At 72.8% G+C, this 12,808-nt stretch carries 12 protein-coding genes and 1 pseudogene; 7 read left to right on the top strand and 6 right to left on the bottom strand.

Annotation, left to right across the window (positions count from 1 at the left end; translation table 11 throughout):
* Positions 1–20: 20 nt before the first annotated feature.
* From BCL76_RS14285 to BCL76_RS14265, 5 genes are all read right to left on the bottom strand, one after another.
* Positions 21–1,211: a D-alanyl-D-alanine carboxypeptidase family protein gene (locus BCL76_RS14285; RefSeq protein ID WP_109779846.1), complete on the bottom strand. Its 1,191-nt coding sequence runs from the start codon at positions 1,209–1,211 to the stop codon at positions 21–23.
* 85 nt (positions 1,212–1,296) lie between these two features.
* The gene (locus tag BCL76_RS14280; protein WP_109779845.1) at positions 1,297–2,133 is read right to left on the bottom strand and encodes an alpha/beta fold hydrolase; all 837 of its coding nucleotides are present in this window, start codon (positions 2,131–2,133) and stop codon (positions 1,297–1,299) included.
* The gene (locus tag BCL76_RS14275; protein WP_109779844.1) at positions 2,130–2,723 is read right to left on the bottom strand and encodes a TetR/AcrR family transcriptional regulator; all 594 of its coding nucleotides are present in this window, start codon (positions 2,721–2,723) and stop codon (positions 2,130–2,132) included. The genes BCL76_RS14280 and BCL76_RS14275 overlap by 4 nt, the downstream gene beginning before the upstream one ends.
* Before the next feature lie 72 nt (positions 2,724–2,795).
* Positions 2,796–4,220 carry an amino acid permease gene (locus BCL76_RS14270; RefSeq protein WP_375137918.1) on the bottom strand — a complete coding sequence of 475 codons (1,425 nt, stop codon included), beginning with the start codon at positions 4,218–4,220 and terminating at the stop codon, positions 2,796–2,798.
* Positions 4,221–4,444: 224 nt separating this feature from the next.
* Positions 4,445–5,425: a hypothetical protein gene (locus BCL76_RS14265; RefSeq protein WP_109779843.1), complete on the bottom strand. Its 981-nt coding sequence runs from the start codon at positions 5,423–5,425 to the stop codon at positions 4,445–4,447.
* A 407-nt stretch (positions 5,426–5,832) separates the two neighbouring features.
* Here BCL76_RS14265 and BCL76_RS14260 point away from each other — a divergent pair, with 407 nt between their 5' ends.
* From BCL76_RS14260 to BCL76_RS14235, 7 genes are all read left to right on the top strand, one after another.
* Positions 5,833–7,272, top strand: a complete 1,440-nt coding sequence (locus tag BCL76_RS14260; RefSeq protein ID WP_109779842.1) for an FGGY family carbohydrate kinase — start codon at positions 5,833–5,835, stop codon at positions 7,270–7,272.
* Entirely contained in the window at positions 7,269–8,693 is a 1,425-nt protein-coding gene (locus BCL76_RS14255; RefSeq protein ID WP_109779841.1) for an FAD-dependent oxidoreductase, read from the top strand. Before BCL76_RS14260 ends, BCL76_RS14255 begins: the two co-directional genes overlap by 4 nt.
* Positions 8,690–9,916, top strand: coding sequence for an NAD(P)/FAD-dependent oxidoreductase (locus tag BCL76_RS14250; protein WP_109779840.1), 1,227 nt, complete (start codon positions 8,690–8,692; stop codon positions 9,914–9,916). The genes BCL76_RS14255 and BCL76_RS14250 overlap by 4 nt, the downstream gene beginning before the upstream one ends.
* Positions 9,917–9,925: 9 nt before the next feature.
* A complete protein-coding gene (locus BCL76_RS14245; protein ID WP_109779839.1) occupies positions 9,926–10,255 on the top strand; it encodes a hypothetical protein in 330 nt (109 codons plus the stop codon).
* Between the two features lie 364 nt (positions 10,256–10,619).
* The gene (locus BCL76_RS38950) at positions 10,620–10,772 is read left to right on the top strand and encodes a hypothetical protein (RefSeq protein WP_181382547.1); all 153 of its coding nucleotides are present in this window, start codon (positions 10,620–10,622) and stop codon (positions 10,770–10,772) included.
* Between the two features lie 139 nt (positions 10,773–10,911).
* Positions 10,912–11,421, top strand: coding sequence for a nucleoside deaminase (locus tag BCL76_RS14240; protein WP_181382546.1), 510 nt, complete (start codon positions 10,912–10,914; stop codon positions 11,419–11,421).
* 222 nt (positions 11,422–11,643) lie between these two features.
* Positions 11,644–12,108, top strand: a complete 465-nt coding sequence (locus BCL76_RS14235; protein ID WP_109779837.1) for an SRPBCC family protein — start codon at positions 11,644–11,646, stop codon at positions 12,106–12,108.
* Between the two features lie 82 nt (positions 12,109–12,190).
* On the opposite strand, the pseudogene BCL76_RS14230 reads toward BCL76_RS14235, so the two are convergent.
* Positions 12,191–12,808 (bottom strand): annotated as a pseudogene (locus BCL76_RS14230) (histidine phosphatase family protein); the annotation flags it as partial.

Below are 12,808 nucleotides of genomic sequence, written 5' to 3'. Positions count from 1 at the left end.
ACGCGCCGTGCGACCCCGCGTCAGGGCTCGCTTCGGCGCCTTCGCAGGACGGCTGTCCCGGCCAGCGCCGCCACCGCCGCGAGGAAGGCGGCCGACAGGCCGTAGAGCATCGGGGCACCCACGCGGAGCCGGTCCGGGGTGCCGGCGCCGGCGGCGACGACGGGCGGTGCCGCGGGCGGGGCGGCGGGCGGCGCCGGGGGAGCCAGCGACCCGACCGGGTCCACCCTTCCCGCCGCGGCGAATCCCCAGTCCAGCAGGGACCGCGCCTCCTCGTACACGGCGTTCGCGCCGCCCCACTGCGGGTTCATCACCGTCGCCAGCAGGGTACGGCCGTCCCGACGGGCGGCCGCGATCAGCGTGAAACCCGCCTGGGAGGTGTAGCCGTTCTTGACCCCGATGATCCCCGGGTAGCGGCCCAGCCCGTCCTGACCGGTCACCAGCCGGTTGGTGTTCTCGATCCCGTACGTCCAGGTGGGACTGCCGTCGGCGTGCGTGCCGCCGGGGAATTGGGCGTCGGCGGTCGCCGCGTACTCGGCGAAGGCGGGGTCGGCGAGGCCCGTACGGCCGAAGACGGCAAGATCGTAGGCCGAGGAGGCCTGGCCCTCAGCGTCGAAGCCGTCCGGGGAGACCACGGTGGTGTCCCGCGCGCCCAAGGCGCGCGCCTTCGCCTGCATCTGCGCCGACGTGGCATCCCAGCCGCCGTTCATCGCGGCCAATACGTGCACGGCGTCGTTGCCCGAGCTGAGGAAGACGCCCCGCCACAGATCGGCCACCCGGTAGGTGTGATCCGCGGAGAGCCCGACCGTGCTGCTCCCGTCCGGTACCGCGTCCAGCTCGGCCTCGGTGACCGTGTGCCGCCCCGAGCCGGGCAGGTGGGGCAGGGCGGTGAGGGCGAAGAGGGTCTTGAGGGTACTGGCCGGTGGCAGCCGGCGGTGTGCGTCGTGGGCCGCGAGCACCGCGCCCGTACCGACGTCCGCCACCAGCCAGGACAGGGCGGACACGTCGTCCGGCAGTGCGGGCGCCCCCTGCCGCGCCCGGACATGGGTCCCGGACCGGTGCAACAGGGATGCGTCGACGGACGAGGCGGGTCGCGGCGGTAGCGGCTCGGCGTGCGTGGTGCCCGCGGCGGTCGGCACGAGGAGGACCGACGCGCCGATGGCCAGAGCTGCCGCGCCCGCGCCGGTTCTGCGCCCGGAGGATCTGATGCTCATTCATCAAGCGTAGAAATGCATCGGGCCGCGCGCAGCGAGGCGTACGCCGACCGGCGGTAGGTCGGATGCGCGCACGGGGTGGGCCCTACGCGCGAAAGGCCTTCCGCAGGACCTCCCCGAACGCGGCGGGGTGCGTCGTCAGGCCGGTGTGTCCGCCGGGGAAGTGCCGCAGGTCCGTGCCCAGGCGCTCGGCCAGGAAAGCCGCCGGACGGTACGGCAGTTCGCCGCGGGAGTCCTGCCCGCCGGCGAGCACCAATCGCTCGGACAGCGATTCCAGCCGGTCGACGTCCGGGACGTAGGACATGAAGGCGGGGACGATACGGCCGACGAAGTACGGCAGGTCGGCCATCGTCCGTTCGGCTCGCGCCGCCGCCTCGGGCGGAAGAACGACCTCGGCGGGCGGCCCCGGGGTGTCCCCGGCCTTCCGCAGGCCGGCGGCGAACACGGCCATCGCCGGCATCAGCCCCTGGCCGTCGAGCGTCTCCCGCACCCGCACGAGGAGCGCCCGGTGGTCGGGGGCGTCCGGGAGAACCTCCACCACCGGCGGCTCGTGCGCCACGACGCGTTCGAGGCGTTCGGGACGGACGGTGAGCAGGTGCAGGGCGGCGATCGCGCCCGAGCTGCTGCCGAACACCCGGGCAGGCGCACCGGGCGACAGCAGGTCGATGATCCGCAAGGCGTCGTCGGCGTGCTCGGCCACGGTCTGCTCGGCCTCGGGGTCCTCCAGCGGGCTCCGGGACAGGCCGCGCGGATCGTAGGCCGCGACCGTGTACTCGGCGGCCAGCTCGTCGGCGATGCCGTCGAAGGACGCCGCGCCGCCCGACCCTCCGGGGATCAGCAGCAGGAGCGGGCCGTGGCCGCGTACCTCGTAGCGCAGGGTCGCGCCGTTCACTCGCAGGTGGCCGATGGTCGGGCCGGTCATGAGGGGTCTCCTTCTCGAGGCGCGGGCCAGTGCTCCAGGAGGGAGTGCAGGGCGTCGAGGGCGCGGACCCAGGAGCGCTGCGGCGAACGCTCGTGCGCGAACCCGCCGGCCGCCTCCAGGGCGACGAACCCGTGGAACGTGCTGCGCAACAGCCGGACCGCATCCGTCAGATCGGGTTCCGCCAGCGCGTAGCCACGCAGCATGCCGTAGGTCAGCTCGACCGCGCGGCGCGGTCCGGCTGCCTGTGCCGCCAGTTCGGGGTCGATCCGGATCGGGGTCTGGGTCGCCGTGTAGCGGCCCGGATGGGCGTGGGCGTACGCCCGCCAGGCGTCGGCGAACGCGACCAGCGCGTCCTTGCCCGACCGGCCGGCCGTCGCCTCCGCGATGAGGAGGGTCTTCTCGTCCGCCGCCAGCAGGGCGATCCGCCCGCGCAGATCCTCCAGGTTGCGCACATGGGCGTAGAGGCTCGCGTCCTTCACCCCGAGCCGCCGTGCCACCTGCGACATGGTCACCCGGTCGAGCCCGACCTCGTCCGCCAACTCGGCGCCCGCGACCGTCACCCGCTGCGCCGTCAGTCCCGCGCGTGCCATGCGACCTCCATTCCTAGAGGTCCTAGTTTTATCCTAGGACCTCTAGGGAAGTAAAGGAGGGGCCCCGCCGGGTCAGACGATGTCCTCGGCGATCTCCGCCTGCTCGCGGGCGTTGCCGTAGGCGGAGGGGGTGCCGTACGAGCGGCGCGCGACGTACCACCAGACACTGGCCAGGATCAGCACCACCGCCAGGGCGATCACGGCGTAGTTCATCGAGTCGATGGTGACCGGGGACTTCTGGGGCAGGCAGAAGAGGACGGTGACGAGGGCCACCCAGACGACGGCGATCCAACCGATCGGCTTGCTCCAACGTCCCAGGTTCCAGGGCCCGGGCTCGAAGCGGTTGCCGGCGCGCAGGCGCAGGTAGATCGGGATGGCGTAGGCCGGGGTGATCCCGATGACGTTGATGGCGGTCACGGCCCCGTAGGCGGTGGCCGAGTAGAGCGAGGGGAGCGCCAGTACGCCCGCGACGATGACGGAGAGCCAGACGGCCGGCACCGGAGTCTGGGTCCGGCCGCTGACCTTGCGCCACAGCGCGGAGCCGGGCAGCGCGTTGTCACGGCTGAACGCGAAGACCATCCGGCTCGCGGCGGCGACCTCGGCGTTGCCGCAGAAGAGCTGCGCCACGATGACGACGAGGAGCAGGGCGGTGGCGCCGCCGGAGCCCAGCGCGTCGATGAAGATCTGGGCGGGCGGGACGCCGGTGGCGCTGCCCTGGACCGCCGCGTAGTCCTGGATGGCGAAGGTGAGGCCGGCGAGCAGGGCGAAACCGGCGATCCAGGAGACCCAGATGGCCCGCACGATGCCCTTGGCGGCGGAGACGGAGGCGTCCCTGGTCTCCTCCGAGAGGTGCGCGGAGGCGTCGTAGCCGGAGAAGGTGTACTGGGCGAGCAGCAGGCCGACCGCCGCCACGTAGAACGGGTTGGCCCAGCCGGTGTCGTTGACGAACTCGGTGAAGACGAACGAAGCGGACTGGTGGTTGTCCGGGATGAAGGCCAGGGCGCCGACGATCACGGCGACACCGCCCAGGTGCCACCAGACGCTGATGGAGTTGAGCACGCTGACGAGGCGGACCCCGAAGAGGTTGAGCGCGGCGTGCAGCAGCAGGATGCACAGGAAGATCAGGAACGTCGAGCCGGGGGTGGGCACGAACCCGAAGCGCAGGTTCAGGAACGCGCCGGTGAACAGGGCCGCGCCGTAGTCGATGCCGGCGATGGCGCCGAGCAGGCCGAGCAGGTTCAGCCAGCCCGTGTACCAGCCCCAGCGACGGCCGCCGAGTCGGTCGGCCATGTAGTAGAGCGCGCCGGAGGTGGGGTAGGCGCTGGTCACCTCGGCCAGGGCGAGCCCCACGCAGAGGACGAAGAGGCCTACGCCGATCCAGCCCCACAGCATCACGGCCGGGCCGCCGGAGCCCATGCCGAAGCCGTACAGCGTCATGCACCCGGAGAGGACGGATATGACGGAGAAGCTGATGGCGAAGTTCCCGAAGCCGCCCATCCGGCGGGCGAGGACGGGCTGGTAGCCGAGCTCCCTGAGGCGCTGTTCCTCGTCCTGCTGGGGTGGGGCCTTGCGGTCCTGGCGGGCTGCCCAATCGGTTCTGGACACGGCGGTACCTCCGGGGGTCTGTGGAGCACGGGGACGGTGGAGCCTGGGGGTGCGGGTGAGGCCTGGGCGGTGCGGGTGGAGCGAGAGATCGGCGCCGTGGGGGAGGGCGGCGGGGGTCAGTTCCGGCCGGCCAGGCTGCGGGACCTGGCCTGCAGGAACACCTCCTCGGCCAAGGCGCGGTCGGCGGGGTCGCGGGTCCGGTGGGCCCACGGCAGGGTGGTCCAGTAGGGGCCGATCGTGTCGAAGACCCGGGCCGCCTCGTCGAACTGGAGGGCTCCCCACAGGGCGTGGGCGAGCTGGTTCAGATCGAGCGGGGAGGCGCGTGGGAGATCGGCGTGGTCGAACCAGGTGTCCAGGGCGTGGAGTGCGTCGCGCACGGCGTCCTCGGCGACCCAGTGCAGGTCCAGGGCCCGTTCCTGGCCGCGTTCGCGGCGGTAGCGTTCGACCCGTACGTAGAGCGGCAGGACGTGCACGGCGGATCCCGGGGGTGCGGAACCGGCGGCCCAGTGGACGAAGTTGGCGGCCTCGGAGAGCGGTCCGGGGGTGCCCGCGTACACGAACTGGAGCATGCGGTGGTAGGCCTCGCGATTGTGCGGGTCGCGCTTGTCGACCTCCGCGAGGATGCCCCAGGGGCCGGGGGGCAGCATCGGGCCGGGGGGCGCGACGCGGTGTTCGGCCATCTGGCGCTGCTCGTCGAGGAGGGCCAGGGCGAGCAGGCAGACCCAGGGCACGGGGTCGGCGGGGCTGATGCGGGCGGCCTCCCGGCAGGTCGACCACGCCTCCTGCCACAGTTCGCCGGTGCGGGGGTGTCCCGCGCGGTGGGCGCGGACGGCCCGTTCCACGCTGACACGCATGTGCATCACGAGCGCGGCCACGCTGTGCGGTTCTTCGGCCCGCCAGGCCTGGACCACGTCGGAGCCGGCGGCGACCGCGGCGAGCACCTGGGTGCGCTGGGTCCACAGGCCCCAGTTGTCGGTGCGTTCGAGTAAGCGCGCCATGGAGACCCAGCGCCCGGTGCGCAGGTCCTGGGCGGCGGAACGCAGTTCCTTGTCGTGGCCGGCCGGGTGGTAGACGGGCCGGAAATCGCTGCCCGCCATCACCTCGTCCCGGTCGACGGGCGGCGGCGGCCCGGGTGGGCGCGTCGTGCGGTGGTCGTGATCATCAGTCCTCGGATCGCATGGAAGGTGGGTCCATCCGGCCGCCGGCTGCCGCGACGCAGCCGTGCCCGGTGCCAGGGATGCGTGAACCATGCGAGAACTGTTCGTCGAACCCCCGCCGTTGACCCACGGTCGATGTCGCTGCCCGTTGATCGGCGATCACTATATGGCGATCAGGAGCATACGCATCCAGATCCTTGTTCGAACGTAAGTATCAAGCCAGGATCGACATATGAAGATGCGTCAGTCACACACGGTGGGCCTCGGGCGGATCTTGACGGGCGAGATCGCCCGGTGCAGGCTTCCGACCGACGTTCGATCAAGGCGACACCAGGGACGGAGTGGTGATGACGGGCCCGGTGCTCGCTGTCGATCAAGGCACCTCGGGGACCAAGGCGCTGGTCGTCTGTCCGATGCGCGGGGTCATAGGCTCCGGATCCGCCCCCGTGCGACCCCGTTACCTCCCGGGCGGCCGCGTCGAGGTCACCCCCGGCGAGCTGCTGGACTCGGTCGTCGACGCGGGACGCGCCGCGCTGGCGGAGGCCGGCGAGCCCGTGGTGGCGGTGGGCCTCGCCAACCAGGGCGAGACCGTACTGGCCTGGGACCCGGCGACCGGCGAACCGCTCACCGACGCGATCGTCTGGCAGGACCGGAGAGCCGAAGCGCTCTGCACCGAACTGGCCGCACACGCGCCGGCCTTGCGGGAGACGACCGGTCTGCCGCTCGACCCGTACTTCGCCGCACCCAAGATGGCCTGGATACGCCGACACCTGACCCGGCGCGGCGTCGTGACGACCAGCGACGTCTGGCTCGTGCACCGCCTCACCGGTGCGTTCGTCACCGACGCGGCGACCGCGGGCCGCACCCAACTGCTCGACCTCGACACGACCCGCTGGTCGGACGCCGCACTGGACGTCTTCGGCCTCACGGATGAGCGCCTTCCGGAGGTCGTCGACGCCGACACCCACATCGGCACCACCGCCGCCTTCGGTCCCGAACTGCCGCTGACCGGGCTGCTCGTGGATCAGCAGGCCGCGCTGCTCGCCCAGAGCGTCACCGAGCCCGGTACCGCCAAGTGCACCTACGGCACCGGCGCGTTCCTGCTTGCGCAGACCGGCCCGCGCCCCCTGCGCAGCACCTCCGGACTGGTCGGCTGCGTGGCCTGGCGGCTCGCCGGCCGGACCAGCTACTGCTTGGACGGACAGGTGTACACGGCCGCCTCCGCCGTGCGCTGGCTCACCGATCTCGGGGTGATCTCCGGCGCCGCCGACCTCGACACCGTGGGCGGGAGCGTCCCGGACGCCGGTGGTGTCACCTTCGTCCCGGCACTCGCCGGGCTCGCCGCCCCGTGGTGGCGGGGCGACCTGCGGGGCTCGGTGACCGGCCTGGGCCTCGACACCACCGCCGGCCACCTGGTGCGCGCCCTGTGCGACGGCGTCGCCGCGCAGGTCGCGGAGCTCGCCGACGCGGTCGCCGCCGACCTGGGCGCCCCGCTCACCACCCTGCGCGTCGACGGCGGCCTCACCCGGTCCACGCTGCTCATGCAGGCCCAGGCCGACCTCCTCGGCATCCCCGTGGAGGTGTCGGCGCTGCCGGACGTCACCGCGCTCGGCGTCGGCGCCGTCGCCCGGCTCGGGCTCGATCCCTCGCTCACCGTCGCCGAAGCCGTCCCGCAATGGAAGCCGTCCGCCGTCTACGAACCGCGGGCCGGTGCGGCGCAGGCGGCGGAACGCCGCGCCCGGTTCCGCGCGGCGGTCTCGACCCTGCTCGGCGACACACCCGCATGACCGGCACCACCGAGGCGATCGCCACCACCGTCACCACGGGCGGCTCCCTGCCCGGCGGGGACTACGACGTGACGGTCGTCGGCGCCGGCGTGGTGGGCACGGCGATCGCCCGCGAACTGGCCCGGCTCCCGCTACGGATCGCCCTCGTCGACGCGTCCGACGACGTCGGCGACGGCACCTCCAAGGCCAACACCGCCATCCTCCACACCGGTTTCGACGCGGTCCCGGGCTCCCTGGAGTCCCGGCTCGTCCGCGAGGGCCACCGGCTGCTCTCCGCCTACGCCGCCGAGACCGGCATCCCGGTCGAACCGCTCGGCGCGCTCCTCGTCGCCTGGGACGCGGAGCAGCTGGCCGCGCTGCCGGGGCTCGCGGACAAGGCCGTACGCAACGGCTACCGCTCGGCCCGGATCATCCCGGCCGCAGAGGTAAGGGCCCGCGAGCCGGAGCTCGGACCCGGGGCGCTGGGAGCGCTCGACGTGCCGGGGGAGTCCCTCGTCTGTCCCTGGACGACCACGCTCGCCTACGCGACGCAGGCCGTCCGCGCGGGCGTCGAACTCCACCTCAACTGCCGGGTACTGCAGGTCACCTCCGACGCGACGCACACCCTGGTCACGAGCCGGGGACCGCTGCGCACCCGGTACCTCGTCAACGCGGCCGGGCTGCACGCCGACGAGATCGACCGGCTCCTCGGCCACGCGGACTTCGCCGTGACGCCCCGGCGCGGCCAGCTGATCGTCTTCGACGAGCTCGCCCGAGGCCTCGTCCGGCACATCCTGCTGCCCGTACCGGGAGCCCTCGGCAAAGGGGTCCTGGTGTCGCCGACGGTGTACGGGAACGTGATGCTCGGGCCGACCGCCGAGGACCTCGACGACAAGACGGACACGGGATCGACCGCCGAAGGGCTCGCACTGCTGCGGGAGAAGGGCCGACGGATCCTGCCGGCCCTCCTGGAGGAGGAGGTCACCGCCGTCTACGCCGGTCTGCGGGCCGCCACCGGCGACGACGACTACGCGATCCGGGCCCACCCCACCCAGCGGTACGTCACCGTGGGCGGGATCCGCTCGACGGGCCTGAGCGCCTCGATGGCGATCGCCGCGCACGTCGTGGCACTGCTCGCCGACGGCGGCCTGCCGGTGACGGGAGCCCGGGAGCCGGCGCCCGTGCGCATGCCGAACCTGGGCGAGGCGTTTCTTCGCCCGTACCGCGACGCCGAGTTGATCGCACGGGACCCGGAGTACGGCCGGATCGTCTGCCACTGCGAGCGCGTCACCCGCGGGGAGATCCGCGACGCGCTGGCCTCGACCGTCCCGCCCGGCTCGCCGGACGGCCTGCGGCGGCGCACCCGGGCCCGGGGCGGCCGCTGCCAGGGCTTCCACTGCGGGGCCGCCGTCCGCGCGCTGTTCGAGGAGGCCCGGCGGTGAGCCACGACCGCGTGGTCGACGTCCTGGTCATCGGCGCCGGCCCCGCCGGGCTGGCGCTGGCGACCCGCCTCGCGAGCGCGGGCGCCGGACACGTCGAGGTCCTGGAGCGCGAGCAGGACGCGGGTGGAGTGCCGCGCCACTGCCACCACGGCGGGTTCGGTGGGCCGGTACGCCCCTGGCTCACCGGACCGGCGTACGCGCGGCGGGCCGCGCAGGCGGCGACGGCCGCCGGGGCGACGGTCCGCACCGGCGTCAGCGCCACCGGCTGGGCCGGGCCGCTGACCCTGGAGACCACGAGCCCGGCGGGGCTGGAGCGCATCACCGCCCGGGCCGTCGTCCTCGCCACGGGCGCCCGCGAACGCCCGCGCAGTGCCCGGCTGGTGCCCGGCTCCCGCCCGGCCGGCGTGCTGACCACCGGGGAACTGCAGCAGTCGGTCCACCTGTACGGCCAGGACATCGGCCGGCGGGCCGTGGTCGTGGGCGCCGAGCCGGTGTCCCGTCATGCGGTACGCACGTTGCGCCGGGCGGGAGCGGAGGTGGTGGCCACGGTCACGGAGCACCCGCGCGGCGCCGCCGTACCGGGAGTCCCGCTGCTCACGGCCACGACGGTGGTCGAACTACGCGGCCGGGGCCGCCTGTCGGGCGTGGCCGTGCGCCACGCGGACGGCCGCACCGGGGTCCTCGCGTGCGACACGGTGGTCTTCACCGGCGACTGGATCCCCGACCACGAGCTGGCGCGCCGCGCCGGCATCACCATGGACCCGGGAACCCGGGGCCCCGCCGTTGACGCCTCCTTCCGCACGTCGGTGCCCGGGGTCTTCGCGGTGGGCAACGCCCTGCACGGCGTCGAGCGCGCCGCCACGGCTGCCGCCGAGGGCGCCGCCGCCGCGGTCCCGGTCCTGACCCGCCTTTCGGGTGCGCCGTGGCCGGAGGTCGGCCCGCCGCTGCTCGTCCGGGCCCCGCTGCTGTGGGTGGCGCCGAACCGGCTGACGGACCTCGTGGGGCGGCCGTTGCTGCTGCGGTCGGGCGAGCTGCTGACCGCACCGGTGCTGACGGCCGCCCAGGACGGCCGGCTGCTGTGGCGACGGAGGTTCCCGGTCCGGGTGAACCCGTCGCGGTCGTTGCGGCTGGCGCCGGGGTGGACGGACCGGGTCGACCGGTCGGGCGGTCCGGTCGTGCTGGGCGCATCGGACCGACCGGGACGGAGCGATCGTCCTCGGTAGTCTCGACCCATGACGGATCGGGAGCAGTACGTCCGGTATGGGAACGATGTGAAGGTGCTCGCGGCGATCGGTGAGCAGGTCGCCGCGCAGGCCGGCCCGGTCACGGTCCGGCTGCCGAAGGCCTTGGCCGAGTCCGCGATGGCCGCGTGGGAGCGGGAGGAGTTGAGCGGGCGCGATCCCGAGACCCACGAGGAGTACACGCGGCGGGCCGGGGCCGCGGAGTTGGCCTTCATCGGTCTCGAGATCTCGAACCACGGCCGGTGGGAGGGGGAGGAGGTGGTTGTCGACCTCGACCTCGACGTCGCCTCCGCCGGGGCCGCCCTGCGGGCCTCGCAGTAGGCGTCGGCGCCTTCCGCTTCCCGCCGGAAGTGCCGCGAGGAGCAGGTCGGGACCGCCCGGTGCCTCGTGGCCGAGAAACGCGCGATCACGACACGGGGTGCCCGTGAAATCCGTTTCGTCCCCGTAGGTGATTCGGTAGGGGACGCTGTGACAACTACCCCGTTCACCAGGAACGTTCGCTTCCGGGACGGTCCGCCGGACGATTGACCAGAGGTCATGTCACGCGTCGAAACGGGTTTTTGTAGATCTGTACGAAGAGTAGGTTTCAGCCGGCGGACGATTTCATGTCTTCCGTCCCTGCCTGATTGCGCTCGGTTGCCTGTGTACTCCTCACACACGATGCAATGAAGCGGGGGAGAGAGCCTTGAGCGAGACGATAGCCGGCAGGTTGCTCGCCATGGCCTGGCTCGATCCGGGCGCCACCGTCACCGCGGAACTCGCCGTCCGCCATGCGCCGGGGGCGGACCTGACCCGCACCCCGGCCGCACCGGAGCACATCGCCGGCGATCAGCCGTAGCGACCTCCCGCGGGTACCGCCGATCGCACGTCGATCCCCGGACGCCGGCCTCGAAACGGCACCCGCGAGACCCACCTGCCGCCCCTGGTGTCCCGTTACGGGCAGAACGCCAGGGATGTCCCCCACCGTCTCCTAAGGAGTGACCGTGACTGCGCACACCCAAGAAGTGAACATCCAGGACCTCAAGCGCACCTGGCTGGACGAGGCGATCGCACTGGCCACGAACAGCGTGGCCAACGGCGGCGGGCCGTTCGGCGCCCTGGTCGCCAAAGACGGCGAGATCGTCGCGCTCGGGAACAATCGGGTCACCTCCACCCTGGATCCGACCGCCCACGCAGAGGTGAGCGCGATGCGGGCCGCCTGCAAGGAGCTCGACACCTTCTCGCTCGAAGGCTGCGTCCTGGTGACCTCGTGCGAACCCTGTCCGATGTGCCTCTCCTCGGCGCTGTGGGCGCGCGTCGACCGGATCGTCTTCGCCGCCGACCGGGACGACGCCGCGGTGGCCGGTTTCGACGACCGCAAGTTCTACGACCTGTTCGAGAAGCAGCCCGCGTCGAAGTGGCCGCTGGCGATCGAGCAGCTGGACCTGCCGAACCGTACGGCTCCGTTCGACGCGTGGGTGGCCAAGACCGACCGCATCGACTACTGAGGCAGCGGTCCACCGCTCCGACATGGATCACTGTGGACGCCGGACCTTTCCGGCACCGCAACGCCAGGTGAACGTCCACGAACAGCAGTGAACACCCCGGGAGCCGGGCGCCGGATCGACAGCGTCATCCGCCGCCCGGTCGTCACCGGTGGTCACATCCTTCCTCAAGTGCAGCGCAAACGGCTCAAAAAGGACCTTTTCCCGCTCTTGCAAGGAGTTCTCGTGGCGATCCAGCGGAAGCACACCATGCACCACTCGACGATCCTCGACGCCGATCCGGACACCGTCTGGGCCGAGGTCCGGAACCCCATGAACGTCGTCAAGATCGTGTCCGGTCCCGCGGTGAAGGACGTGGGCTGGGCCGAGGGTGGCACGCCCGACATCGTGCCGTCGCGGTACGACTTCACCCTCGTCTTCAACGACGGCCTCGTCCAGCAGGAGATCGCCGGCCGCAACGAGGTGGACCGGTCCTCCACCTACCGGGCCGTCGCGCCGACGATGGGCATCACCAGCTACGACGCCACGATCCGCGTCCGGCCGATCACCGACGACCCGAGCCGCAGCTACTTCGAGTGGTCGCGGGTGCTCGGGATCGCCGACGACGCCGACCCCGACGTCGTACAGGCGGTCATCGCCATGATGGAAAACCAGACCGGCTCCGTACGCGACCACTTCGCGGCCTCCTGAGCGGGCGGGCCACAACACTCTCGGCCCGGGCGGCGGACCACCCGGCGCCTTCGGCAGGGTGGTCCGCCGCCCGGGCCGACGGTCAGCGCAGGTGCGCGGTGTCGTTGACGTACCGCACGGACGCGACGCCGTCCGCGCCGTACGCGACCGCCGACACCGAGGCCGCCGCCGTCTCCATGCGGAACAACGACTGCGGCGGCGCGCCGAGCGCCATCCGGATCAGCTGCCGGACCGGCGTCACGTGCGAAACGACCAGCACGGTCCTCCCCGCGTACCGGACCAGCAGCTCGTCCCGGGCCAGCGCCACCCGCCGCGCCACTTCCGTGAAGGGCTCACCGCCCGACGGCGCGGCCGCCGGTGAGTGCAGCCACGCCGCCAGCTCCCGCGGACGGCGCTGCTCCACCTCGGCGTACGTCAGCCCCTCCCAGGCCCCGAAATCCGCCTCACGCAGTTCCTCGTCGATCCGTACGCCGAGGCCCAGCCGTTCGGCCACCGCCCCGGCGGTCTCCCGGCAGCGCCGCAGCGGTGAGGACACGACCACACCCACCGCCCCGCGCGCCGCGAACATCGCCGCGGCCGCATCCGCCTGCCGGCGTCCGACCGCCGACAGCGACGGGTCGGCGCCGCCACTGCCGGAGAACCGCCGCTCCGGCGTCAGAGCGGTCTCACCGTGCCGCATCAGCAGGAGAGTCGTGGGTGC

It is taken from the genome of Streptomyces sp. CG 926 (assembly GCF_003148825.1).
Lineage (GTDB): Bacteria > Actinomycetota > Actinomycetes > Streptomycetales > Streptomycetaceae > Streptomyces.
Note: the sequence above shows the minus strand (reverse complement) of the source record. Positions and strands in the feature narration are given on the sequence as shown.

Coding starts and splice junctions, on each gene's coding strand:
- BCL76_RS14285 (WP_109779846.1), bottom strand. CDS start 1,211: ATGAGCATCAGATCCTCCGGGCGCAGAACCGGCGCGGGCGCGGCAGCT.
- BCL76_RS14280 (WP_109779845.1), bottom strand. CDS start 2,133: ATGACCGGCCCGACCATCGGCCACCTGCGAGTGAACGGCGCGACCCTG.
- BCL76_RS14275 (WP_109779844.1), bottom strand. CDS start 2,723: ATGGCACGCGCGGGACTGACGGCGCAGCGGGTGACGGTCGCGGGCGCC.
- BCL76_RS14270 (WP_375137918.1), bottom strand. CDS start 4,220: ATGGGCGGCTTCGGGAACTTCGCCATCAGCTTCTCCGTCATATCCGTC.
- BCL76_RS14265 (WP_109779843.1), bottom strand. CDS start 5,425: ATGGCGGGCAGCGATTTCCGGCCCGTCTACCACCCGGCCGGCCACGAC.
- BCL76_RS14260 (WP_109779842.1), top strand. CDS start 5,833: ATGACGGGCCCGGTGCTCGCTGTCGATCAAGGCACCTCGGGGACCAAG.
- BCL76_RS14255 (WP_109779841.1), top strand. CDS start 7,269: ATGACCGGCACCACCGAGGCGATCGCCACCACCGTCACCACGGGCGGC.
- BCL76_RS14245 (WP_109779839.1), top strand. CDS start 9,926: ATGACGGATCGGGAGCAGTACGTCCGGTATGGGAACGATGTGAAGGTG.